Raw genomic sequence first — 26,424 nt, 5'->3', positions numbered from 1 at the left:
CAATATAATTGAAAGAGTCATAATAACTCTGGTTAAAGCACTAGCTTTACTTACTTGTTTTTCTTAACATACTGTGTGTTTTGTTCAGTTTTCAAAGATCAATATGTTGCCGTTTGTTTTCTCGACAACTTCTATATTATATCACGCAGACAATTTCAAAGTCAACAACTTTTTGAAATACTTATTATGTTGTTTTGCTCTCGAAAAATGCTGCCCAATTAATATACCATAGCCGACAAGTTCAACGCAAGGATGAATTTAAAAAACTTTATTCAATGCTTCGCTCATCTTGGCTACTTACTTTATTTACCCTTCATTCACAATTATAAACGTATTTTATTACGTTTTTTGAATCTTTTTTAATCCTTTGTAAAACTGTACCTGTTTATTCGATGCTAAAAAATTAAACGCATATGGCATTAACCATGTGCGTTTAAATGTAATCGCCGAGCTTCTCTTAATAGGAAGAAATATTTTGCTTCGGCAACTTTTAATTCATATTCTCCTTCAATCGAAGGATCTACGCTTTTCTCAAGAACAGATTTCACTTGCATCCATTCATCTTGTAATTGATAAATATCCGTAAGCAGTTGTTCTTGTAGCGCTTGTTTCTTTTTATTCGCGCCAAACGCCATCTTCACCACGTCCTCAAATTATAATTCACGTCTACCTTCCATCGCTTTTGATAAAGTGACTTCATCGGCATATTCCAAATCGCCGCCCATCGGTAACCCATGCGCAATGCGGGTAATACGAATACCTGAAGGTTTCACTAACCTGGAAATATACATCGCTGTTGCTTCCCCTTCAACATTGGGGTTTGTCGCAAGAATGATTTCTTTTACTTTATCATCTTTCAAACGATTAATTAGGTCTGGCACATTAATATCCTCGGGACCAATCCCGTCCATTGGTGAAATTGAACCGTGTAAGACATGATAACGTCCATTAAATTCTCGCATTTTCTCCATAGCGATAACATCTTTAGGATCTTCAACCACACATATCACGCTGTCATCACGTGAAGCGTCGGTACAAATCTGACATGGGTCTTGATCAGTGATATGACCACAAACACTACAGTGTGTAAGCTCGCGCTTTGCACTCACTAATGCTTTCGCAAAATCAAGCACATCATCCTCTTTCATATTTAAAACAAAAAACGCCAGGCGAACCGCTGTCTTCGGTCCGATTCCTGGCAACTTTGTAAAGCTGTCAATCAGCTTTGAAATTGGTTCAGGATAATACATCATTGGCCTCCTTAGAACATACCCGGGAGATTCATACCTTGTGTGAATTTACCCATCTTCTCATTTGATACTTCATCCACTTTATTTAGCACTTCATTCGTAGCTGCAATAATTAAGTCTTGAAGCATATCTACGTCATCTGGATCAACAACCTCTTCATTAATCTCTACATCAATAATTTCTTTTTTACCATTTGCTACAACTTTAACCATACCGCCACCAGCTGTTGCTTCAAAACTCATTTCTTGTAGTTCATCTTGAGCTTTCATCATATCTTTTTGCATTTTTTGCATTTGTTTCATCATCTTTTGCATATTTCCACCATTTCCACGCATCTGTAATTCCTCCTCGAATTTTATCTTCCTGTTTATTCTTCATGTATTTCTAATAACGCGTCACCAACTAATTTGCGGGCTTCCTCAACAACTGGATCACCTTCATCTTCTGTCTCTTCACTCGTCCCATCATCTTTTGAACGCTGTTTTTGCTCATCAATAAATGTTTGACGAAGTGGTAACCACTCTGTTTCCGGAATCGGCAAGAACGTTACCTTGTGACCTAAAAGTTCAAGTAAAGCATCCTCGATTAATTGTTGATGATCGAGAGCTAACGAACAATGAATTTCAAACTTGAACGCTAATACCAATGTATCAGAAGAAGCAGCTGCCGGTTTTGCATCAACGATTGTCGCATGCGCAGGGGCACTCTTTTGTTTGATCGTCTGCATAAAGTTTGGCCATTGTTGATGAATCGCTTTTAAAGAGTCTTTATCTGCCTTCTCCAACACCATTCTTATCCGCTCAAACGGCACTTTATAGCTGTTTTTCGATGTCACTGGTCGTTTTCGTTTTGTCTGTTGCGGTGCTTGTTCTGTCGCTTTAATGCCTTGTTCTTTTAGTAAGCGTAACTCTTTTTCTAGTTTACCAAGCTTTTCTGTTAACTGCAAAACTTGTTCATCTGAAACTGCTGTTTGTGTTTGTTTTGTTTCGGTGAGCTTCAAGACACTAATTTCAATAAAGACCTTGGGACTGGTCGTCCATTTCATTTCTTGTTGACAGTGATTAAACTCTCCTATCGCCGCTTGGATCCAATGCGCATCCAATTGATCAACCAAACCTTCAAATGAGGTATCAACACGTGCACGCTCCATTTGATCAACAAGTTGCGTTGAGCTCTTATACAGTAAAATATCTCTTAAGAAATAGATGAGGTCATGCACCATTCGCCCAGGATCTTTTCCTTCTTGGATAAAAGCATCAACAAGTTGTAACCCTGTGCTTACTTCTTTTTCAGCAAGCGCCGTAACTAACGCCGACAAACGTGCTTGTGAAACTGAACCAGTTATGGCAAGCACATCGTCAAGAATGACTTCATCTTCACTATAAGAAATTGCTTGGTCAAGTAAACTCAGCGCATCACGCATACCGCCTTCAGCCGCTAAAGCAATTTGATGATAGGCATCATCTGTAACCGAAATGGCTTCTTTTTCCATGATATCCTTCATGCGACCAATTAATGCTTTTTGCGTAATTCGCTTAAAATCAAAGCGCTGACAACGTGAAATAATCGTCAACGGTATTTTATGCGGTTCAGTTGTCGCTAAAATGAAAATAACATGTTGAGGTGGTTCTTCTAATGTTTTAAGCAACGCATTAAACGCACCCATCGACAACATATGCACCTCATCAATAATGTAGACTTTATAAGGCACAGAAGTCGGTGCGTATTTAACTTTATCACGAATGTCGCGAATCTGTTCAACACCATTATTTGAGGCAGCATCAATTTCCATCACATCAGGAATAGCTCCTGACTGGATACCTTTACAACGGTCACACTCACCGCAGGGCTCTCTTACAGGTGCTTGTTCACAGTTAATCGCCTTCGCGAATATTTTCGCTGCACTTGTCTTTCCTGTTCCTCTAGGGCCTGAGAATAAATAAGCATGTGAAAATTTATCTTCCACTAATGCATTTTGTAACGTTCGCGTGATATGTGATTGTCCGACCACATCCTCAAAAGATTGTGGGCGCCATACACGATAAAGGGCTTGATAACTCATGGTAGTAACCGTATCCTCTCTTGGTCGGAATTCTTCTCTATTATAACGTAAGACTTGCATCGATGCATCTAAAATTGGCTATTAAAAAATCCCTTACGTTGTCGTAAGAGATTTTCATATTATGTAACCGTGCACCCATCTTCGATAACATAACCCCAAGCGTTACATAAATTCATGGCTCAGTCCAGGCTTCCCTGCGGCACACGAGAGGTCACTGCTTATTGCTGCTTCCTTCCGGATCTGACAAGGTTCACAGGTTCCCGTTGCGCAGGACCCAAACGTCAACACCAATTCTTTATGGCAGACCTTAAAAATATGCACCTCGGATGGGAGTTCAGTCTCGCTACAGCGGATTGCGAGTACAGGGCACCGCTACCTCCCCACCTAGCACGGCAAAACTTAGTATAACGTGTTTTAAGAAAAAATGCAATCATTCCTCTCGTAAGTCTGTACCAGGTGAATTATCTGACTTATCCTTTCTCCTTAAACGAAAGCCAAAAAGACTCACCATCACCCGTGAGTCTCCCCTGAATGCTATTAAACCGTAACTTCGACCAAACGTTTTAAATACTTCTTAGCAACTGTCGCGCCTTTGACACGTACAGGCAAACTTGGATCAATCGTTACTTTCACCTGATGATTAATGACCGCTTCTTTTAACGCTTCGATGGTGACAACATTGTTGAGCGTATTATAAATAACCCCGTACTGGAGAAAATGGTGGGTATCACTCCCCCCAACGATCGGTAAGTTTAACCGATCCGCCACTTCAGTTAATTTCTCTTGGTAACTTGTCATATCATAACTAAACAGGTCTTTCCCATTTAAATCCAATGCGTCGAAATAGTGTAGTTGTTGATCCGTTAAATGAATCAGTGGTGTTGATTCACGGTAGAAATGCGCGCCAATAAATAAACAGTTGTTTACTTTTACCCATTCATTTAATTGATCAATGGAAATGAAGTTATCCTTTGTTGTATAAGGATTTAACTGTTCCCTCATCGTCCGAATCGATTGACGTTGACCAATAACCAGTGTATGTCCCCCTTCTTTTACATCGACCTCCATCCCCGGGAAGACTTTAAATCCGTTTACATCATAATAGTCATCGATGTAACGATAATGCGCATCTAAGTAATCATATACATCAAAGAAACGAATCGTATTAAAATGTTCGGTTAAACAAATGGCGTCAAGGCCGTTTAACTTCGCCTCCTCAATCATTTGTTCAAAGTAATCCGGTTGAAAGGCTGATTTTTTTGATATTTTTACATGGCTATGAAAATCTATATGCATATGGGACACGTCCTTTGTTTAATATTTTGTCATTTTTAACATGTATTGATTTCTTATAGCGCGTACTCGGTTACTGCAATTATTTTTCGCTTCCCAGAAGGATATGCGACCTAAGTATTCGCTAACTGATCCCGATCAAGATAATGAAGTAACTGATACTTAAGCCAAAGAACAGCACATCTCGTCGCTTAATTTTTAAATGTTGAAGTTTTAACTGTTTCACCTTTGGATGATTAAATCCGTATAAGCTCCCCTTTGATTCAAGAGCCTCTACCATCGTCCGCGAACGTTTTGCAACAGACAACATCAGCGGATAAAATGACTTAATTAATAGTTTTATATAATAGAAGAGCTGTCTACTATAAAATAGCCCTTTCTTTACTGGTGCTTTTCCACGTAACCGGTACGATAAAAAGATATGATGGTATTCTTCAACTAACGTTGGCAACATCCGGTACGCATAACCAATACTAAATGACACTTGACCTGGGACGCCAATTTTTAACAGGCCATCACTCAATTTCTCCGGTGACATTGAACAAAACACAACGATACTCGCCATTGAAATGACTGATAATTTCAGGGTGAGTTTTAACAGTGGCAACATCGCCGTTACTTCTCCTCCGAAAAACAACCCGACAATTAAATACGACCCACCTTGAGTGAGTAACCCGAGGGTTAAAATAAAAATAATTAGCGGGCTAACCTTAGCCATTGCCGTTAATACGATGAGAAAAAGTGCCAATCCAATCAAGACCGAGGTTTGGTGGATAAAAAACGGTACAACCCCAAACACTAAATACCATAAGAATAGCGTCCGAGGATCTAAACGTTGTAAAAAAGTTTGGTGGTAGCCATAAGCTGTATTTAAAATTTCAATTTTGACTTGTTCGATCGACAGTTTATCTGTCAATGTTTTTACCATATCCATTTATATCACCTCATCTTGTAGACAGTCGATAAACATTTGTTGGTTTTTCATTAATGGCAATTCAAGTCGCCGAGACAATTCCACGACTTCTGGAAGAATAATCCCTGCTTTATTTAAGACATGATAATCATCCACTAGTTGTTCCGGCACCCCGTCGAATATAATCTGTCCATTATTTAAAACGATGACACGAGTGGCCCAATCAAACACGAGAGACACATCATGCGTTGCCATCACAATTGTTTTTTCTTCACCTGTCTGATTTTGCATGAGCCGCTTCACATGTTGTTTTGCGACCATATCAAGTGTAGCTGTTGGTTCATCCAGCAACAATAACCTTGGCGACGTCCCTTCACCAATCGCTAATGACGTACGCCGCATCTGCCCTCCGCTAAGTAGTCTCGCATCACGCGATTTAAGTGAGGTTAAGTCAAAGCGTTCTAATAATGTAGCTACACGTTGGTCTAAATTTGGTGTATGTCTCATCTTTAAAAAGTAGCCGATATCTTTTTCTACACTATCGTCAATGAACATATGTTCCGGATTTTGATGAATGTATGTCACGTACTCGGCTAGTTGTTCAGGCGACTGTTTATTGATATCTTCGTTAAATATCTTAATTTGGCCAGTTTTTGGTTTAAATTGGCCAGTCAACAGCTTCATTAAACTGGATTTCCCTGCCCCATTATTACCGATTAATGCCACGCGTTCCCCTTGATAGAGGCTGAGATCAAGCTGGTCAAATACTTGATGTGTTGTTTTTTCAAGAGACTGATAGTGAAACGATACACCCTTTAACTGAACAGCCGCATTTTTATTCACGGTCGGCATGCTTTCAACTTGATTCTCTTCTGTTTGTTTTAATAATGGTCTAAAATAACGTTCCGCTTCATCAATCGTTAGTGGCAAAGGATGATCATGCCTCTTCATCTTTCGCGCCATCATTGTTACTTCCGGTGGATAAACGCCAGCTTGTGAAAGTACTGCATCATTTTCTAACGCTTCCCGTACCGATGTATGAGTGAGTAGCTCCCCTTCACTCATTAAAATGACTTCTTCAGCATAACGAGCAACAAAAGAGGCATGGTGCTCAATCACAATAACTGTTTTCCCTTGTTGATGCAGCGCTTTTAATTGTTTATAGATGACTTCGGCATGAAAGGGATCCAGTTGACTGACAGGTTCATCAACAATGATAATATCCGGGTTTAAACTTAGGATCCCGCTCAAAGCTAGTAAATGCTTTTGTCCACCACTGAGTTGCCAAATGTAACGGTCTTTTAAATGATCAATCGCCATAAGTTCAAGCGCTCTTTCTCCTCGAGCTTTAAAGTCGCTCAGTCCAAAGTGTAGCGGTGCAAAACAGGCATCATCTAACACCCTTGGACTCACGAGTTGATTTTCAAAGTCCTGATACACATAACCAACGTGTTTAGATAACGCCGACACCGACACTTCTGTTGTATCATGGCTATTAATCGTGGTCTTTCCCGTATAGTCTCCCACATAGTAATGAGGAATAAGGCCATTCAAGCATTTACAGAGCGTGCTTTTCCCACTACCGTTTCCACCCATAATCGCCACAAATGCCCCTTGTTTAATCGATAGCGTCACATGTTTAAGCTGCGGACGTGATTGTCCTGGATAAGTGAAGGTAACGTCTGTCATCGTAATTTGGTGGGTCATGTTAAACAACCTCCGAGTAACCGTCAGTATCTTTTCGTCCTTTACGTTTAACCAAAAAGATGATAACACTGAGGGCGATAATCACTGGTACGACCATCACGGGAAAGACAATCCATTCACCAAAACGATCAACGAGTGGCGCTTCCCACTCCCAACCAAACGTCGTTTCTGATAAGTATTCAAATAAGAAACTTAAACTGCCCAGCACAACAACCGCTAATATAAACGGCACGGTAATAATTTCTGATAAACCAAGTTGTAAATCATTCTTTCGTGGCTTCATCCCTAACAAAGGTTCAATCTTACCGTAGAGTCTTGGCACAAGGTAAAGCGTGGGGAGTAAAGCAAACAGAATGCCTGAAAAAAGTACGTCGTTTAAAAAGGCAATACCTTCAATAACGACAACACTTTCTGCCAAACCTTCGACCGCATCTAATTCTTCAACCCCGACCCACACTTTTAAAATGTCAACACTCATACTAATGAATTGATGAATAATCACACCCGCCATCGCACCAAGAGCGACTTGTTTTTTATTTTCTGGATTACGCACGATAACGCCAGCAATAAAAATCGCCAGTGAAAAGGCGATAAACTTCTCTAACTCACCAATCCCACCAAACTGACCTAGCATAATCTCACCGAAAATCACCTCGCCTAAACTTGCACCAATGGCGGCGTACAAGGGGTGGAAAATCATTGCTAAGCTAAGAGGAATGAACGCAAAGTACTCGACAGAAAATTCAATCGGCCCTAAGTAAAACTTCGGAATAAGTTCGGTTATCATGTTGGATAGTCCGTAAAGCGACATCGACAAAATAAAAACCATCATTTTCTGCGACTCTGTTAAAGTAAAGCGTGTATGTGTATTCAAGTAAAACAGCTCCTTTAATTAAGTGATACGTTAAGTGTACCGGTATGAAATGAAGGCAGTATGTTAGTAGTGTAAAGACGCTGTAAAGTATTGTGCATCTTTAAACATTATGTAAATTTTCTTACATTCGCGTTTTTTACTGTGCTGTATTTGCTATAATGACGGCACACACACCGATACAATAAGGAGCGAAAAAAATGTTTAACTTCCCAACAAAAAACTTAACACCGAATCAAACGAAAATCGCCGACTATTTTAATAGACAGGCCCAACAAGCCCTTTTTAAAACGGAAGAAGAAATTGCTGATGCCTTAAAGATAAGTAACGCAACAGTATCACGCTTTTTTAAAATGCTTGGTTACAGAAACTACAAAGCATTTAAACAAGCGCATATTCACAAGCTTTCTCCACTACCACAAAATAAGTTACAGCATGCAAAAGAAACCTCATCGAAAGCACCGATGAGGTTTCAAAAGTTGCTTGATTATTTATACAAAACAGAAACAAGTCTTGCACCTGCGTACGTGAGCCGCTTCGTTACCCTAATCAAGCAAGCCGATACCGTCCATATTTTTAGTTTTGGAGTCACTAAAGGATTAAGCGAATTATTGTTCTATCGTTTACGTCGCTTAGCAGTTCCTGTCAAACTTCACACCGAAGGGGGCAGTGAACTAATGGAGACGTTGCTGCATTTAAAGCCAACCGATACCGTGATTTTTTTTAGCTTCGCAAGGTTGATCAATGAAACAAAAGCATTATTACACGTCACTGAAAAAAAGCGAATAAAGACCATCGCCTTAACTGACCAAGACAATTTAGCGGACCAATACCCGGCACTGCTTATATTTCTTACCGATCGCGGGAAGCCAAATGAATTTCACTCGATGATTGGGCCGACGTATCTGATCGAGCGTTTAATAGAGGCATTAATAAAAGAAACAACAGCTGAGACAACAGCCGAGGCTTTAGTCGAGCTAAGATCAGAATTAAAGGCATTCTTACCACGTTAATCGCGCGTAGAAGTCGCACGAGGTTGTGTTGGTTAAACGCTAGCTTCTCACACACAGTCTGCTTTAACCAAGTAGCCAAAACTATCTTCATCAAACAACATTTCGGTTCTGTTTCACGGTCTGATCAATTTCTACCAGCATGTCTCCTAACGCTTCTGACATGGTTTTAAATATGTAAAATTTCAATTGTGGCTCATCGCGAATTAAGACGGTCGTTACCCGTAACACTGTAATGATATCTGATATGATTTCCCTCATGAGAAAGCGTCCTTTTTCTAATCTGTATTTGGTTGTGTACCTTGATGATACGACACACTCTCTTTTCATCCGCAAAATGGGGTTCTCTCGAGGACTATTTTACACCCCTTCTTGGAATGATAAAAACATGTTTTGCTAAGCGATTATGACACAAGCTAAACATCCGAGTGACGCTGTTAGCACGACAGTCGGCTTTTAATCGTGGCTACTCCGCTGGTTGCGATTGTTCATCTCTGTTCTTTTCCTTCAAGGCCTTTTTCTTTTGACGTAATGATCTAAAAAAATCAGACAACAACTGACCACAGATTGCTTCTTCTACACCACTTCTCACTTCAACTTGATGATTAAAGCGTTCATCTTCTAATAGATTCATCAAGGAACCCGCACAACCGGCTTTTTGATCAAAAGCGCCGAATACGACTCGCTTCAGACGCGCTTGGACGATGGCTCCCGCGCACATTTGACACGGTTCTAGTGTAACGTACAACGTACAGTGCTCTAACCGCCAACTGTTAAAATGGTCATTGCCTTTATCAATCACTAACATTTCCGCATGAGAAGCCGTTGTCTGTAACGTCTCTCTTAAATTAAAACTGGTTGCTACAACTTCATCCTGACAAACAAGCACAGCCCCGATCGGAACTTCACCAATTTGTTGTGCCTTTAATGCTTCTTGAATTGCTAATTGCATATAATAGTGATCATTTTTTTCTGGCATATTCTTCACCTCAATCGCTTACTATCTTTTTAGTTTAACATGTTTTTAGCGGGCGGCTGCATTTTTTACTCGATCTTTCTCGCATTCTTCGTATAGTATGTTAAAATAGTCTTTGCTGAAATTTAGAGTGCAACTATAAATAGGAGGAAACAATATGGAACAGGTCCCTTTCATTGCTGTTGAAGGTCCGATTGGCGTAGGAAAAACTTCGCTATCGAAAAAAATATCCGAACACTTTCATTTCCACTTGCTAAAAGAAATTGTCGAAGAGAATCCTTTCTTAGGTAAGTTTTATGACGATATAGACGCATGGAGTTTTCAAACGGAAATGTTCTTCTTATGTAATCGATATAAACAACTAGAAGACATTGAAAAAGATTATTTACAAACCAACAAGCCAGTAGTCAGTGATTATCACATCATGAAAAATATGATCTTTGCAAAACGCACCTTGAAAAACACCCAACTAAACAAGTATCAACAAATTTATCATACCTTAACCGATGATATGCCTCTACCTAATGTGATGGTCTATTTAGATGCTTCACTAGAAACACTAATGGCACGAATCGAACATCGCGGTCGGCGTGTAGAGGAGAACATTAAAGCAAGTTATCTCAAACAATTGCGTGAAGATTATCATACCTTTATGGATCACTTTGAAACGAATCATCCTGACATCCCAGTGATTCGCATTGACGGTGATGAACTTGACTTCATTAAACATCAAGATGACTTGGAACAAATCTTTGCCCTAATTAAACCCTACATCAAAGGAGTACAGCCACAATGAATTTAAGAGAAAAATACAACATTCCCCATGACGCTGTCATTACTATTGCCGGGACAGTTGGCGTTGGTAAATCAACGATGACTCATGCGCTAGCAGAGGCACTTGACTTTCGTACCTCGCTGGAAAAAGTCGATACCAATCCGTATTTAGATAAATTTTATAAAGACTTTGAACGATGGAGCTTCCACTTACAAGTCTACTTCTTAGCTGAACGCTTTAAGGAACAGAAACGTATTTTTGAATATGGCGGTGGGTTCATACAAGACCGCTCAATTTACGAAGATACTGGTATCTTTGCGAAAATGCATCACGAAAAAGGAACCATGACACCGACGGATTATGAAACCTATCGCAATCTTTTCGATGCGATGGTTATGACTCCTTATTTCCCACATCCGCACTTGCTTGTCTACTTAGAGGGCACGCTAGACGATGTGGTTGACCGTATTAAAGAACGTGGACGTCCGATGGAACAAGAAACACCTATTGCCTACTGGGAAGAAATGCACGGACGCTATGAAAACTGGATCAACAGCTTCAATTCATGCCCGATTTTACGGATTAACATTAATGATTATGATCTCGTTGATGAAAATACCTCCATTGAACCGATATTAGAAAAAATCGGTCATTTTATTAATCATTCCCGTTATTAACTTAAAATCCCCTGCCTTTTATCTTGACGAAAAGGCAGGGGATTTTTAACTCGTATTGTCATGTTGCCACTAAGATCCTTAGTGCTTGATCACGCTTTGGTGTCCTTCACTCACCTTTACCAAGGGTAATTGAACGATCATGAGCTGCTTTAACGGCTTGTCTAATCGCTTGTTTTACCTTTAATTGATCAAGCGCTTTTAAACCCGCTTCTGTTGTGCCGTTCGGGCTGGTAATGTTTTCTCTTAATACTGCAGGTGGTAGGTCTATTTCTTGTAACATATGACTGGCTCCTAATATCGTTTGATAAATAAAGGCTTCACTAACCGTTTCACTTAAACCTAAAGCAACGGCTTCTTCCATCATGGCTTCAACCATGTAATAGAAGTATGCGGGACCACTACCACTTACCGCCGTGATTGCATGCATATCTTTTTCTGCAATTTCTTCAGTAATTCCGACCGCATTGAAAATAAAGGCCGCTGTATCAATCGACGCGTCATCTGCAAAGCGACCGCGAGCAAGTGCCGTGGCCCCAAGTCCAATTTTCGCACTCGTATTTGGCATCGTCCGAATCACCTTAACCCCCGCATTTAACTGTGCCTCAATGGTTGCCGTTGGCACGCCGGCCATCACAGAAATAACTAATGTAGATTGCGGAAGCAACGCTTTTATTTCCGATAGTGCTGCATCCTTATCTTTTGGTTTAACCGCAATGATAACAACATCACTTTCGGATACTGCTTCTTTGACATCCTCACTTGTTTTAATGCCGTATGTATCTGTTAGTCGTTGTAATTGCTCGGGATCATGTTTATTCGTTGCATAAATTGCTTGTGCTTGAACCTCTTCTTTTTCGACTAGTCCACTAATGATCGCTTCAGCCATTTGCCCTGCGCCTATAAATGCTATCTTCATCGTTATCCCTCCCAGGTATTGTCCCTCTATAGTTTAGCTTGTCTACACGTCATTGTCTAACTATTCTGATCATTCTTCCGTTTGTTTTGTCTCTATCCATACTAAAAAAGCACCTAGTCAGTATGACTAAGTGCTTCATTTATATCGTCGTATAAGTTGAATAATATGGCGGAGGAAGAGGGATTCGAACCCCCGCGAGCCGTGAAGCCCCTGTCGGTTTTCAAGACCGATCCCTTCAGCCGGACTTGGGTATTCCTCCGTAATCTGACGACAAGTTATATCTTATCAAACCCACATTTAAGTGTCAATAGTCTTATTGAATTTTTTTATTTTTTTATGCAAGAACTTTTCATTCTGGCTTGCCATTTATGCTAAAACAACACATAGCCAATGACTTTCGTTCTCTTCTAGTTGTTATGGTTTAACCATCATGGATATGTGGAAGACTATAAAGACAATTACTATAAATGCTTTGCTCATTATTTTTTTAATAAAAATCTCGCCCAAAGGGCTTTTAGTAAAAGCAATGCAGACCGAATCTTTTGAAATAAGGAGACGTAGATATGGAAACCGAAAGGGAAAACAAATACTTTTATCAATTAAATGAAACAGAAATTAAAGAGAGATTTGATACCGATTTAACCAAAGGGTTATCCTCTGAAGAAGCAAGTGACCGCTTAGCGCGCGATGGCTTAAATGAACTGCAACAAGAGAAAACATCAAAGTGGGTCATTTTCTTCCGGCAACTCAATAATGTTGTCATTTATATATTATTTGCTGCTGTTGTGCTCACCGTTTGGATGGGGCACTACTCCGATGCGGTGGTGATTGGACTCGTGATTGTTGCCAACACATTGATTGGTTATTACCAGGAAGTAAATGCTTCCAATGCATTAGAAAAAATTAAAGAGATGTTATCCACCCATGCGACTGTTATCCGCGACCAAAAACGTCTTGAAGTTCCCGCGGAAGAAGTCGTTAAAGGGGATCTGGTCTATATCGAAGCCGGCGATAACATTCCAGCTGATTTACGTATCATCGATACCGACCGCTTAAAGGTCCAGGAATCTTCTTTAACCGGCGAATCGGGGTCCGTCAATAAATCGACAGCGGCCATTTCCGAAAAAGTATCTACCGGCGACCAACATAACATGGTCTTTGCCTCGACTTCGGTCACTAACGGTAACGCCACAGGTGTAGTCGTCGCTACCGCAGAAGCAACTGAAATCGGTAAAATCAGTGAATCGGTCAGCCAACAATCGTCCAAGAAAACACCATTAATGAAAGAAATTGATAAGCTAGGAACCGGCATTTCTTATGTAATCCTTGGCTTTGCCTTATTGCTATTTGTTTTTGGCTTTATCTTTAACATTTACACCTTACCGGTGCTATCTCTTGCTGTCATCACCATGATTGTCGGCTCCGTGCCTGAAGGTTTGCCCGCGACAACTTCTGTAGTCCTAGCCATGGGAGTAAGTGACATGGCCAAACGGAAAAATACGATTGTAAAAACACTACCTTCAGTTGAAACCTTAGGTTCTGTCGATATTATCGCAACAGATAAAACAGGAACCTTAACCAAAAATGAAATGACCGCACAAACCATTATGACCAAATCAAATCAATACAGTATTTCCGGAGTAGGTTATGCGCCCGAGGGTGCCGTTCTTCTCAATGATCAACCTGTTGAACATGGCTCAGATTCAGCATTAGATGCGCTCATACAAGCTGGGTATCAAGCCAATGAATCAGAACTTAACCAAGAAGATGATGAATGGGTTTTAAACGGTGAGCCGACGGATGGGGCCTTTTTAACAATGTATCGAAAATATCATCAATCCGGCACTTCTGATTATGAAGAACTCAGTCGCATTCCATTTGACTCGGATTACCGATATGTTGCTTCACTCTCTCAACATCAGCAATCACAAGCCGTGAACATCTTTATTAAAGGTTCGCCTGATAAACTCTTTGAGATGGCAGAACACAATAGTGACTTTGATCTTACCTACTGGAAAGAAAAAGTTGACGACCTCTCTAGTAAGGGAAAACGTGTAATTGCCGTGGCGAAGAAGACCGCTGACAGCAATCAGACCGAACTGACACATGAAGATTTAGCGTCAGGGGTTGAGTTTCTCGGTATCGTTGGGATTATTGATCCACCGCGTGAAGAAGTAATCGCAGCAATTAAAACAATGCGGCACGCCGGTGTCGAAGTGAAAATGATTACCGGTGACCATCCGAGCACCGCAAAAGCAATTGCCGATCATTTAGGTCTTGCCGATGAAGTACACGCCATCACAGGTATTGAACTAGATGAAATGAGTGCGGATGAACTAGCAGAAAAAATTAATGACTACCATGTCTTTGCCCGAACAACTCCTGAAAACAAACTAAAAATCATTGAAGCTTATCAAAAGAGCGGTAAAGTCACAGCAATGGTCGGCGATGGGGTCAATGATGCACCTGCTTTAAAAATGGCTGACATCGGTGTTGCGATGGGGCAAAAAGGAACCGATGTTTCAAAAGATTCTGCTGATATGGTGTTAGCAAACGATGATTTTTCAACGATGGAGACAGCCATCCATGAGGGGCGTCGGATCTATGACAACATTAAGAAGAGTATTCTTTACTTGTTACCAACATCGTTCGCAGAAGGGTCAATTATCGCCTTTACTTTACTGCTACAACGCGATCTTCCTTTACAAGCAACGCAAATGCTTTGGATTAACATGGTTTCTGCCATTACCATTCAATTTGCTTTTATTTTTGAACCCGCTGAGAAGAACATTATGGAACGCCCGCCAAGAAATACACGTTTTTCATTAATTAGTAAACGTGAAGCTGTCCAAATTGCTTATGTATCCATTCTTATGGCTGGTTTTAGTTTAATTGCCTATGACTGGTTAATCGACTACGGTGCCAGTCAACAAATTGCCAGTACCATGGTCGTTAACATTATGGTAATGAGTAAAATCTTTTACTTGTTTAACATTAGAACTACAGCCTTGGCTTTCTCTAAAGAATTCTTTACCAATAAGAAAGCTTTTCTCATCATCGGAATTATGATTGGGTTACAGCTGTTACTCACTTATGTGCCTTTCATGCAACGCTATTTCTATACTGAAGGATTAAGTATGCTTGAATGGGGCATTGCAATTGCTGTTGGTTTCATTGTTTTACTCATTACCGAGATTCACAAATTTATTCGCTTAAAAATGACAACAGACACCGCTTAATTCGTCTAGTGATCAAGAAATTTAAACAGGTGGGTCAGACACAGTGCTGTGTCTGACCCACCTGTTGTTTCGTTTTCTGGTTGATGATGGATTACTTAATGACGGTACGATTACCCATATACGGGCGCAGTACTTCCGGAATCGTGATGGAGCCATCTTCGTTTTGATGATTTTCAATAATGGCTGCCACTGTTCTTCCTACCGCAAGGCCTGAACCATTTAAGGTATGAACAAATTCTAATTTCGCCTTCTCTTCGCGGCGGAAACGAATGCCACTTCGACGTGCTTGGAAATCTTCAAAGTTTGAACAAGAAGATATTTCACGGTACGTAGCATTACTTGGCATCCAGACTTCAATGTCATATTTCTTCGCTGCGGTAAAACCTAAATCAGCCGTACACATGCTGAGCACACGATAAGGAAGTTCAAGTAATTGTAAGACCTTCTCTGCATGAGAGGTCAACTCTTCTAAGCGGTCATATGATTCTTCTGGTTTAACAAACTGGACTAACTCAACTTTATTAAATTGATGTTGACGAATCAATCCACGGGTATCACGACCAGCTGAACCTGCTTCAGAGCGGAAAGACGCACTATAGGCGACAAATTTCTGTGGTAATTGTTCAGCAGTCAAAATGTCATCACGATAATAGTTCGTTACCGGGACTTCTGCTGTTGGCACTAAGAAGTAATCCCAGTCCTCCAGTTTAAAGGCATCTTCTTCAAATTTCGGTAACTGGCCTGTACCTGTCATGCTCTGACGATTGACAATATACGGGGGTAACATTTCACTATATCCATGCTCTTCCGCATGTAAATCCATCATGAAGTTAATTAAGGCACGCTCAAGGCGAGCACCTATTCCTGTATAGAAGACAAAACGGCTACCGGTAACTTTTGCAGCGCGTTCAAAATCAAGCATCTGTAAACGCGTCGCTAAATCCCAGTGAGGAATTTGTTCAAACCCAGGTACCTTCACATCGCCCCATTTACGAATTTCAACATTATCATCCTCTGTTTCACCGACCGGTGTGGATTCGTGAGGAATGTTCGGAATCGATAACATCAATTGTTCGAGCTTCTCTTCTACCCCTCTTAACTCGCTATCAATTGCTTTAATCTCATCGCCAACAGCACGCATTTCTTTAATCATGGCCTCTGCATCTTGTTTTTCTTTCTTCAAGGTAGCGATTTCTTTGGTTACTTCATTGCGTTTTGCCTTTAATTCTTCTGTTTTAGCAATCAAATCACGACGTGATTGATCAAGCGCTTCAAATTGATCGAGGTCTGATAAATCTTCACCACGGTGGTTTAATTTTTGTTTGACCTCTTCGAAGTTTTGACGTAAATACTTAATGTCTAACACAGCTTTCACTCCTCATATCCTTTTTTTAATGCTTGATAATTAAGCGACAGACGTTCGTGTTTATTTTCGTATACAGAAAAAACCCTCATCCCAAATATACATCAGGGACGAGAGTTTTACCCGCGATACCACCCTAGTTGGAGACCTAGATCTCCCGGCTTCTTTTTTGATAACGGCTCATCACCGGACATGCTTATTACCGCACGTCACTCGTAGGATGGATTCTCCGAAAGCTGCCACCAATTCTCACCAACCATTGGCTCTCTTTAAAGACAGGCTATTCGGATACTACTTCCTCTAAAAACGTCTTCGCTCTATAATAATTTAACTAAAGCATACAAAACTATGCTTTAACTTGCAAGTGCTTTTTTGATTCCTCAATCTTTTTAATAAAATATTGAACCAAACGATCATCTTTCGTTAATTCTGGGTGAAACGATGCGCAGAGAAATGGTCCCTCTTCTGCTGCAACTATTGCTCCTTGATAAGTCGATAGCACATTTACCCCTGCACCCACCGCATTAATGTACGGTGCGCGAATAAAAACCGCATCGTAATCATCGGCTACCCCTTCAATTTGAAGGGTCGCTTCAAATGACTCTTTCTGTCTACCAAAGGCATTTCGTGTCACCGTCATGTCCATTAAACCTAAATGATAACCTTCTTGATTCGTAATTTTGTTTGCTAATAAAATTAAACCAGCACATGTACCAAAGATAGGTTTCCCCGCTTCACCAAATTGACGTAACGGTTCTAAAAAAGCATATTTATCGATTAAACGGCGCATGGTCGTTGATTCGCCACCCGGTAAAATTAACCCATCAATTTCATTTAGTTGTTCAACTTTCTTCACGACGACGGCTTGGTGACCACTCCGTTCGATTGAATGGATATGCTCACGTACCGCACCTTGTAATCCTAATACCCCTACAGTAATCATAATTGTCTTCCTTTGTTTATAAAATTACCAACCACGGTCTTGCATTCTTTCATGCGGTTGAATCGTCGAGATTTCAATCCCTTTCATTGCTTCGCCTAAATCTTTTGATACACGAGCAATTAATTCATAATCCTCATAATGCGTCGTTGCTTCAACAATCGCACGCGCGAATTTCTCTGGATTATCTGATTTAAAGATACCTGAACCGACAAAGACACCATCAGCACCTAACTGCATCATCAAAGCAGCATCTGCAGGGGTTGCGATCCCACCGGCAGCAAAGTTAACAACTGGCAAACGCCCATTTTCTTTAATATCAAGTAGCACTTCATAAGGTGCGCCTAATTCTTTTGCGAAGGTCATCACTTCATCAACTGACATAGTTACCAGCTTACGTACTTGTGCATTCACTTCACGCATGTGACGAACAGCTTCAACGATGTTTCCTGTCCCTGGTTCACCTTTTGTGCGTAACATCGATGCTCCCTCACCAATACGACGGGCCGCTTCACCTAAATCACGGCAACCACAGACAAATGGGACCGTGTAATCTTTTTTATTTAAATGATACACCTCATCTGCAGGTGTGAGTACTTCACTTTCATCAATATAATCAACACCCATTGATTCTAAAACACGGGCCTCAACAATGTGACCAATACGCGCTTTAGCCATCACTGGAATTGAAACAGCATTCATAACTTCTTCAACAATGGTTGGGTCTGCCATACGTGCAACGCCGCCTGCTTTACGAATATCAGAAGGTACACGTTCAAGTGCCATAACAGCAACTGCGCCTGCTTCTTCAGCAATCTTAGCTTGTTCAGCGTTGATAACGTCCATAATGACGCCACCTTTTTGCATCTCAGCCATTCCTCGTTTAACTCGATCTGTTCCTACGTTTACCATTTCTTTTCCCCCTTGAATTGCCATGTGTAATAGTTAAATGGCTATAATAGCATAAAATATCGATTGGATATATATTGAATTTATCGTAAAAAAGAAAAAATTCAATCTATTTCGATAGCTAACATTGTATCTCATGATACCTACTTAAGCAACAATTTTTGACTGTTTTTCCTGCCATAGCGACTAAAATCGGCTACTTTTTATTGATTCTGTCTTCCTGCTTCGAGGAAGTGTCCTAGCCTTATAGAGAAATCGGACAAGTGGACGGTCAAGACACTCTACCTATAGCCAAGTTTGCAATGGAGGTTCCTACGATTTTAAAACAACATACCCAAGTAACACTAGTTAGCTAATGTTATTCAGGTATGTTGTTTATTGTTCGGTGAGGGGAATTAGAACCAACCCGTAACCGTATCTACGACCGTGTTGTAGATACCGACAAAGAAATCGCCAATCGCTGATAACACTAAACTAAACCAGCTTGCTTTTTCAATATCTGCAGTCGTGACAAGGTCAACCACTTTCATATCTTTTGTTTCATCGATATTTCCATAGTCGACATCACCCTTGTAAGCTAACGTCACTTGCCCAATCACTGTCCCTGAGGCAATAGGTGCTTCAATCTTGCCATCTTCGGTCAAGGCCTCTTCATTTAACGTATACGTTAAGTCATATAACTCTTCTTCACCTTCACGTACCATTTGGCTAAAACCATTTGCTAACGCGATCGCTACTTGATCTTCTTTTCCTTTAGCAACTTCCAGTGTTTCCATCCCTTCGAGACGGTGACCTGCTTGATAAAGTTCCATCTCAGTAAAATCATTAAATCCATGATCCAATAGCTTTTGTGTTTCTAGAAAACGTGCACCATAGCTATCTGTACGCATAACAACGGTAATAAAGCGGTCTTCTCCGCGTTGAGCTGTACTTGTAAAACAATAACCGGCTTCCGACGTATAGCCTGTTTTAAGGCCATCAACGCCCTCGTATTGATACTGACTAAAATTATCATTGTTCCATGGCAACATCCAGTTTAAGTTTTCTAACGGTTGCTCATCAAGTTCTGAACGTATCGTACTTGAGAATTCTAACACTTCAGGATAATCGTTAACTAAGTGATAAGCTAGCATCGCCGCTGAACGAGCAGATAAGAGATTATCATCATCAGGGTTCGTTCCTTCAGGATAATTATCACCTAAGCTTTTATTATTTAAACCGGTTGAATTCACAAATTTATAATCAGGCAAGCCAAGTGCTTCCGCTTTTGTGTTCATCATTTGGACGAATTCACCTTCGCTACCTGCAACAAGCTCTGCGAGAGCAATCGTGGTTGCGTTATCTGAGATAATCGCCATGCCTTCATACAATTCACGCACCGTGTACGCCTTATTTTGTCTTAAACCGATGCCAGAAAAAGCTGTATTTGCTGAAATCGAGTAAGGATAGTCGCTAATTTCTGTTGTTGTTTCCCATGTGATGGTTCCTTCATCAATGGCCTCCAACACTAAGTACTCCGTCATCATTTTCGTCATACTTGCTGGTGGTAATTTTAAATCCGCATTTTTTTGATAGAGAATATCTCCTGTTTTGGCATCAACCAAAATACCTGATTCTGCTTCTAAGTCAATATCAGCTTGAACAGCTAATGGTAGTAGTATACTGATCATTAGTGCGATAAACGCTACACTAAATCCTTTTTTAATCATATCTTTCACGGTTTATTACCCCCAAATTTTTTATCTCACGCTTTGTATTTTACCATAACTCCTACCTTTTTGTATCTGTTTTTCGATGTGAATTTATACCTTTATATGTAAAAGTAAAACAGGTGAGGTAATCCTCACCTGTTTCTAACCCGTACTAATATATGTTTTTTTACTGAACCGAATAATTTGGAGCTTCTTTGGTGATTTGTACGTCATGCGGATGTGATTCACGCAGACCCGCACCTGTCATTCGAATAAACATTGCTTCATTGCGGAACACCTCTAAATCAGCTGCTCCACAGTAACCCATACTCGCACGTAAGCCACCTAGCAGTTGATGCACAGTGTCCTGCATTGGCCCTTTGTAAGCCACTCGACCTTCAATGCCTTCAGGTACTAATTTTTTCGTATCATTTGTATCTTGGAAATAACGGTCTTTTGAACCTGATTTCATTGCAGAAACAGAGCCCATACCACGGTATACTTTATAGCGTCGGCCTTGATAGATTTCTGTTTCTCCTGGACTTTCAGTTGTGCCAGCAAATAAGCTACCCAGCATAACCACGTGTGCACCTGCAGCCATTGCTTTGGCGATATCACCGGAATATTTAATGCCACCATCTGCTATAACTGGAATGTTGTATAGTGCTGCTGCTGTGGCACAGTCATTCACCGCTGTAATTTGCGGCACACCAACACCTGCCACGACACGTGTCGTACAAATAGAACCCGGGCCAATACCAACTTTAATCAGCGAAGCACCTGCTTCAATCAGTTCAACTGTTGCCTCTTTGGTTGCAACATTACCAGCGATAATAACAAGTTCGGGATATTTCGTACGCACATTTTTCACTTGATCAATGACACCCTTAGAATGACCATGAGCCGTATCAATCACAAGGGCATCAATACCTGCTTCAACAAGTTTATCGATCCGAGTCATTGAATCAGCCGTCACACCAACAGCTGCCCCACAAACAAGGCGTCCTTGGGTATCTTTCGCTGAGTTAGGGAATTCAATTACTTTTTCAATGTCTTTAATCGTGATAAGCCCTTTCAAGACACCTGCATCATCGATAAGAGGTAGTTTTTCAATTCGGTGTTTTTGTAAAATCTTGCTCGCTTCATCTAAAGTGGTTCCTACATTGGCAGTGACTAAATGGTCACTCGTCATCACGTCTTTAATCAAAATTGAGTAATCCTCAATAAAACGCATATCGCGGTTGGTAAGAATACCAACCAATACTTGGTCCTCTGTGTTATTAACAATTGGCACACCGGAAATACGGAATTTCCCCATCAAATGTTCTGCATCAAAGACTTGATTCTCTGGTGTTAAAAAGAACGGATTCGTAATGACACCACTCTCAGAACGCTTCACTCGATCAACATGTTCTGCTTGTTCTTCAATTGACATGTTTTTGTGAATAATCCCCATGCCACCTTGACGTGCCATTGCAATTGCCATTTCAGCTTCAGTTACAGTATCCATGCCTGCGCTCATCAACGGAATATTAAGTGTTAAGTTCTCAGCTAACTGTGTTTTTATTGAGACGTCGCGCGGCAAAACCTCAGACTTGCCTGGTACAAGCAACACATCATCAAACGTTAACCCTTCTTTTACAAATTTGTCCTCCCTCATCATTACACTGCCTCCTTAAGATTTTTATATGATTTTTTTCTCTATCTCTATTCGCTTATTGTTATTTACAATACGACAACACTGTTGCTTTTTCAACCTTTTTTCATGGTAAACGGTAACTTTTTTTAAAACTTGTGACCATGCTAATTGTGAAACAATTCTGACTAATTACTCAGTCGTTTAGTTACAGCCATATAGGACTAAAGCTATTTCTCGCAAATATAGCGTTAGTCAATCGCACATTAAAGCTTTTTTCGATTTGCGTAAACGCGTCAAGATTTCCCCTCGGTTTTCTTTCCAAAGAACGAACCCTTGTTGTCTCAATGGCTTACCTGGAAGCGATTGATGGTGTCACACGCTTTCTAAAAAACGTGTGACTAAACAAAAAGCCTAACAGCATGGTTCCCCACAGCTACTAGACTTATCGTTGTTAAATAAAATAGTCGATTTTTACTTTGTTTTGGTCGGCAATTGAAATCACATCTTGTGTTTCATGAACTTGTACCAATACTTCTGGATGATCATCTAACGATAAGGATACAACTCGTCCCGATTGACCATTTGTCAAATAGACCGGTTGATCAAGGATGGTCTCCTCAAGCAATTGAATAAAGGCATTCAAAAATTCTGGGTCAAATTGATGGTTAATCTTTTGTCTCATTTCTGGGATCACCGCAAAGAATGGCTTCTTATGACGATAAAAGCGTTCAGAAGTCATCGCATGATAACTATCGGTGATGGCAATCATTTTCGCATAAGGGTGGATTTTATCCGCTTTCACTCCGAGCGGATAACCACTGCCATCTAAATACTCATGGTGCTGAATCACACCTAGCTTCGCTGCTTTTGATAGTGAAGGACAGTTTTGAGCATTCCGGTATGAAAAAGTGGGATGTTTTTCTACTTCTTCTTTTTCAGGTGGGGTTAACGGAAGTTCTTTCTTCAAAATTCGTGGGCTCACCTTAGCCATCCCACTATCAGCAATAAAAGCTGCTAAACTTACTTGAATCCAGTCCTTTTGATAACCTAATCGTTTTGCTAGTAAAGCAGTAAGTAAACTAATGGCAATGCTATGATGATAAATATATTCTGATTTATTCGAACGCGAGGCCAATAATAAAATCGTCAGTTGGTTAGCTTCTGCTTCTTCAAGTAAAGGCAGGATCAACTGTCTTACCGCATGAATATCAAGCGGTACACCACTTTGCCATTCAGTAAACATCTTTTGATACTGACTCACTGCTTCTTGATATTGCACGGTGAACTCAACGGGTTCCGGTTCTTGTTCTGTTAAAGTTTTTTTCTGTGGCAACTTATCTTCTTCCGCTAACGGTTGTGGGAAAAAGGTTAAACCATTTGCTAAATTTTTAGCCACTTCAACTTCAAGTACGCTAAAACGTATCAATACATCAATATGCGTCTCCGATAAAACCGTTTTTTTAGGCACAATCGGATAGTTTCCTTTACCATAGATATCTTGAAGCAATACACATTTAGGTTCAAGCTGTTTTGGATGCACACGCATGATTTGACCACACACCTTTATCTAGAGAAGACGAAGCATACATGATCGTCCTGTATGCTTCGTCTATTTTATTTTCACTTAGCTTTATTCGTTATCTTCCTGATGCTTCACTTCAGCTTCTTTCGCATCTCCAGGTGCCTCAGTTGCTTCAACAACAGCGATTTCTTCCTCTTCACTTTCAAGTGAGGCCACAGTTGCCACTGATTCGCCTTCTTGAAGACGAATCAGTCTTACCCCTTGGGTGTTACGACCGGTCTGGGAAATAGCTTCAACTGGCATCCGAATTAACACACCACTTTCTGTGATAATCATTAAATCTTCATCACCAGTCACTGTCTTCACCGCAACAATCTTACCTGTTTTCTCAGTAATATTTGCAGTTGAAACCCCACGTCCACCCCGGTTAATCACGCGGTAATCTGCTTGAGGTGTTTGCTTACCGTAACCATTTTCCGTTACGTTTAGAACGAATTGGTTTTCTTCTAAAATCTCCATTGAGACCACGGCATCATCTTCACGTAAGTTAATCCCTTTCACACCAGCAGCAGTACGTCCCATTGAACGAATGTCACTCTCTTTAAAGTGAATCAGGGCACCATTACGTGTAGCAATAATCATCTGTTTATGACCATTGGTCAGTCGGACAGCAATTAATTCATCTTCATCACGTAAGTTAACGGCGATTAAACCACCACGACGGATGTTTTTAAATTGGATTAATTCTGTTCGTTTAGAAATACCGTGCTTCGTTGTAAAGAAGAGGTATGCTTCTTCAGCTTCAAAGTCATGGACTGTAATTACAGCATTGACCCATTCGTCTTTATCAATTTCTAATAAATTAATGATCGGTAAGCCTTTAGCGGTTCGACCAAACTCAGGGATTTCATAACCTTTCAGACGGTAGACTTTACCTTTATTGGTAAAGAAGAGCACGGTATCGTGTGTCGATGTTGAAATCAAGTGCTCAACAAAGTCATCTTCTTTGGTCTCCATCCCTTGAACTCCTCGTCCACCACGACGTTGACTACGATAGGTTGACGATGGTAACCGTTTAATGTAACCGCGATGCGTTAAAGTAATCACGATATCTTCTTCAGGAATGAGGTCTTCATCTTCAAAGAAATCAAAACCACCAGAAGCGATATCGGTCATCCGCACATCGTTGAAACGTTCTTTGATTTCGAGCAATTCTTCTCGAATGATTTCAATCAACTTGCTTTCATCAGCAAGGATTGTTTTTAATTCATCAATCAGCTTCGCTAATTCTGTATATTCGTTTTCGATCTTATCACGTTCTAAGCCTGTCAAACGCTGGAGACGCATATCAAGAATGGCTTGTGCTTGCTTTTCAGTCAAGTTAAATTGGTCAATCAAGCCTGTTCTTGCTTCATCTGCAGTATCAGAACCACGAATCAATTTAATGATTGCATCAATATGGTCAAGCGCAATCCGCAATCCTTCTAGGATATGGGCACGGGCCTCTGCTTTTTCTAATTCGTACATTGTCCGGCGACGGACAATGACTTTTTGGTGTTCCAAGTAATATTCAAGCATTTGCTTTAAGTTCAACACTTTCGGTTGACCATCGACCAGTGCCAACATGTTAATACCAAAGGATGTTTGTAAAGAGGTTTGTTTATATAAGTTATTGAGTAACACATTAGGATTTGCGTCACGACGAAGTTCAATCACAATTCGCATCCCATTACGGTCAGACTCATCACGTAAGTCGGTAATTCCTTCAATTTTCTTATCACGGGCAAGTTCAGCTATTTTTTCAACTAACTTTGCTTTATTAACTTGATAAGGAATTTGATTAACGATAATGCGGGCTTTACCATTTGCTTGTTCTTCAATTTCTGCTTTGGCTCGGATGATGATTGAACCTTTTCCTGTTTCGTAAGCTTTTCGAATACCTGAACGGCCTAAAATGGTCGCACCCGTTGGGAAATCAGGACCTGTGATGTGATTTTCCATTAATTCATCAATCGTAATATCTGGATCTTCACTCACGGCAAGAACGGCATCAATTGTTTCACCGAGTTGGTGTGGTGGAATATTTGTTGCCATCCCTACCGCAATACCTGAGGCACCATTAACGAGTAAATTGGGGAAGCGCGCAGGTAAGACAACCGGTTCACGTTCAGAGCCATCATAGTTATCTGCATAACTGATCGTATTTTTATTAATGTCACGCAACAATTCCATCGATATTTTAGACATTTTTGCTTCGGTATACCGCATCGCTGCCGCTGGGTCACCATCGACAGAACCGAAGTTACCGTGACCATCGACTAATGGGTAACGATAGCTAAAATCTTGCGCCATCCGCACCATTGCTTCATAAACAGCTGAGTCACCGTGTGGGTGGTACTTACCGATAACATCACCAACAATACGCGCTGATTTTTTATAGGCTTTGTCTGCGTGCATACCTAAATCATTCATCGCATATAAAATCCGGCGGTGAACCGGTTTAAGACCGTCTCTTACATCAGGTAAAGCACGGGATACAATAACACTCATTGCGTAATCTAAAAACGATGTACGCATTTCATTTCCAATATTAATTTCTTTCACGTGGGGACGTTGATTATCCACCATTCAATTACCTCCTATCCAACTGAGGACACATTTCTTTTTTATA

At 40.5% G+C, this 26,424-nt stretch carries 22 protein-coding genes, 1 tRNA gene, 1 other RNA gene and 1 other annotated feature; of the genes, 4 read left to right on the top strand and 20 right to left on the bottom strand.

What is annotated here, in order from left to right; all coding sequences use genetic code 11:
- Positions 1-419 precede the first annotated feature (419 nt).
- From DES38_RS08590 to DES38_RS08550, 9 genes are all read right to left on the bottom strand, one after another.
- Positions 420-635, bottom strand: coding sequence for a YaaL family protein (locus DES38_RS08590; RefSeq protein ID WP_110251703.1), 216 nt, complete (start codon positions 633-635; stop codon positions 420-422).
- Positions 636-653: 18 nt separating this feature from the next.
- Complete coding sequence (gene recR / locus DES38_RS08585; protein WP_110251702.1) at positions 654-1,250, bottom strand: recombination mediator RecR; 597 nt, start codon at positions 1,248-1,250, stop codon at positions 654-656.
- Between the two features lie 11 nt (positions 1,251-1,261).
- Positions 1,262-1,585 (bottom strand): YbaB/EbfC family nucleoid-associated protein, encoded by a 324-nt coding sequence (locus tag DES38_RS08580; protein ID WP_110251701.1) that lies wholly within the window; start codon positions 1,583-1,585, stop codon positions 1,262-1,264.
- A gap of 32 nt (positions 1,586-1,617) precedes the next feature.
- Positions 1,618-3,312, bottom strand: coding sequence for a DNA polymerase III subunit gamma/tau (gene dnaX / locus DES38_RS08575; RefSeq protein WP_110251700.1), 1,695 nt, complete (start codon positions 3,310-3,312; stop codon positions 1,618-1,620).
- 127 nt (positions 3,313-3,439) lie between these two features.
- An RNA gene (gene ffs, locus DES38_RS08570) (signal recognition particle sRNA large type) lies at positions 3,440-3,705 on the bottom strand.
- A 144-nt stretch (positions 3,706-3,849) separates the two neighbouring features.
- Entirely contained in the window at positions 3,850-4,608 is a 759-nt protein-coding gene (locus tag DES38_RS08565) for a PHP domain-containing protein (protein WP_110251699.1), read from the bottom strand.
- Between the two features lie 121 nt (positions 4,609-4,729).
- On the bottom strand, positions 4,730-5,539 hold the full coding sequence (locus DES38_RS08560; RefSeq protein WP_110251698.1) for an energy-coupling factor transporter transmembrane component T family protein: 810 nt from the start codon (positions 5,537-5,539) through the stop codon (positions 4,730-4,732).
- Complete coding sequence (locus tag DES38_RS08555; protein ID WP_110251697.1) at positions 5,540-7,225, bottom strand: ABC transporter ATP-binding protein; 1,686 nt, start codon at positions 7,223-7,225, stop codon at positions 5,540-5,542.
- Between the two features lies 1 nt (position 7,226).
- Positions 7,227-8,057: a DUF8171 family membrane protein gene (locus DES38_RS08550; protein WP_425450539.1), complete on the bottom strand. Its 831-nt coding sequence runs from the start codon at positions 8,055-8,057 to the stop codon at positions 7,227-7,229.
- A 239-nt stretch (positions 8,058-8,296) separates the two neighbouring features.
- On the opposite strand from DES38_RS08550, the gene DES38_RS08545 reads away from it, so the two are divergent.
- Positions 8,297-9,109: a MurR/RpiR family transcriptional regulator gene (locus DES38_RS08545; protein WP_110251695.1), complete on the top strand. Its 813-nt coding sequence runs from the start codon at positions 8,297-8,299 to the stop codon at positions 9,107-9,109.
- 90 nt (positions 9,110-9,199) lie between these two features.
- Here the strand turns inward: DES38_RS08545 and DES38_RS12005 are convergent, their stop codons facing one another.
- The gene (locus DES38_RS12005; protein WP_170114375.1) at positions 9,200-9,367 is read right to left on the bottom strand and encodes a hypothetical protein; all 168 of its coding nucleotides are present in this window, start codon (positions 9,365-9,367) and stop codon (positions 9,200-9,202) included.
- Between the two features lie 205 nt (positions 9,368-9,572).
- Positions 9,573-10,085 (bottom strand): tRNA adenosine(34) deaminase TadA, encoded by a 513-nt coding sequence (gene tadA, locus DES38_RS08540; protein ID WP_110251694.1) that lies wholly within the window; start codon positions 10,083-10,085, stop codon positions 9,573-9,575.
- A gap of 154 nt (positions 10,086-10,239) precedes the next feature.
- Here tadA and DES38_RS08535 point away from each other — a divergent pair, with 154 nt between their 5' ends.
- Positions 10,240-10,878 carry a deoxynucleoside kinase gene (locus tag DES38_RS08535; RefSeq protein WP_110251693.1) on the top strand — a complete coding sequence of 213 codons (639 nt, stop codon included), beginning with the start codon at positions 10,240-10,242 and terminating at the stop codon, positions 10,876-10,878.
- The gene (locus DES38_RS08530; RefSeq protein WP_110251692.1) at positions 10,875-11,534 is read left to right on the top strand and encodes a deoxynucleoside kinase; all 660 of its coding nucleotides are present in this window, start codon (positions 10,875-10,877) and stop codon (positions 11,532-11,534) included. The genes DES38_RS08535 and DES38_RS08530 overlap by 4 nt, the downstream gene beginning before the upstream one ends.
- Positions 11,535-11,640: 106 nt before the next feature.
- On the opposite strand, the gene proC is transcribed toward DES38_RS08530, so the two are convergent.
- Together proC and DES38_RS08520 are read right to left on the bottom strand one after the other, a co-directional pair.
- Positions 11,641-12,450 (bottom strand): pyrroline-5-carboxylate reductase, encoded by an 810-nt coding sequence (proC, locus tag DES38_RS08525; protein ID WP_110251691.1) that lies wholly within the window; start codon positions 12,448-12,450, stop codon positions 11,641-11,643.
- Positions 12,451-12,616: 166 nt separating this feature from the next.
- Positions 12,617-12,709 (bottom strand) — tRNA-Ser (locus DES38_RS08520).
- Between the two features lie 304 nt (positions 12,710-13,013).
- Here DES38_RS08520 and DES38_RS08515 point away from each other — a divergent pair.
- On the top strand, positions 13,014-15,689 hold the full coding sequence (locus DES38_RS08515) for an HAD-IC family P-type ATPase (protein WP_110251690.1): 2,676 nt from the start codon (positions 13,014-13,016) through the stop codon (positions 15,687-15,689).
- 91 nt (positions 15,690-15,780) lie between these two features.
- Here DES38_RS08515 and serS read toward each other — a convergent pair whose 3' ends face one another.
- From serS to gyrA, 7 genes are all read right to left on the bottom strand, one after another.
- Positions 15,781-17,055 (bottom strand): serine--tRNA ligase, encoded by a 1,275-nt coding sequence (gene serS / locus DES38_RS08510; protein WP_110251689.1) that lies wholly within the window; start codon positions 17,053-17,055, stop codon positions 15,781-15,783.
- A gap of 100 nt (positions 17,056-17,155) precedes the next feature.
- Positions 17,156-17,366, bottom strand: a binding site (T-box leader).
- Positions 17,367-17,398: 32 nt separating this feature from the next.
- Positions 17,399-17,995 (bottom strand): pyridoxal 5'-phosphate synthase glutaminase subunit PdxT, encoded by a 597-nt coding sequence (gene pdxT / locus DES38_RS08505; protein ID WP_110251688.1) that lies wholly within the window; start codon positions 17,993-17,995, stop codon positions 17,399-17,401.
- Positions 17,996-18,019: 24 nt separating this feature from the next.
- Positions 18,020-18,904: a pyridoxal 5'-phosphate synthase lyase subunit PdxS gene (gene pdxS / locus DES38_RS08500; protein ID WP_110251687.1), complete on the bottom strand. Its 885-nt coding sequence runs from the start codon at positions 18,902-18,904 to the stop codon at positions 18,020-18,022.
- Positions 18,905-19,296: 392 nt separating this feature from the next.
- Entirely contained in the window at positions 19,297-20,619 is a 1,323-nt protein-coding gene (locus DES38_RS08495; RefSeq protein ID WP_245881991.1) for a D-alanyl-D-alanine carboxypeptidase family protein, read from the bottom strand.
- 160 nt (positions 20,620-20,779) lie between these two features.
- Positions 20,780-22,252 (bottom strand): IMP dehydrogenase, encoded by a 1,473-nt coding sequence (gene guaB, locus DES38_RS08490; RefSeq protein ID WP_110251706.1) that lies wholly within the window; start codon positions 22,250-22,252, stop codon positions 20,780-20,782.
- Positions 22,253-22,682: 430 nt separating this feature from the next.
- Entirely contained in the window at positions 22,683-23,777 is a 1,095-nt protein-coding gene (locus DES38_RS08485) for an HD-GYP domain-containing protein (RefSeq protein WP_110251686.1), read from the bottom strand.
- Between the two features lie 84 nt (positions 23,778-23,861).
- Entirely contained in the window at positions 23,862-26,381 is a 2,520-nt protein-coding gene (gyrA, locus tag DES38_RS08480) for a DNA gyrase subunit A (protein WP_110251685.1), read from the bottom strand.
- Positions 26,382-26,424: the final 43 nt, after the last annotated feature.

This window comes from Streptohalobacillus salinus (assembly GCF_003201605.1).
In the GTDB taxonomy this organism is placed as follows: Bacteria; Bacillota; Bacilli; order Bacillales; family Amphibacillaceae; genus Streptohalobacillus; species Streptohalobacillus salinus.
This window is presented reverse-complemented; position numbering and strand designations above follow the sequence as displayed.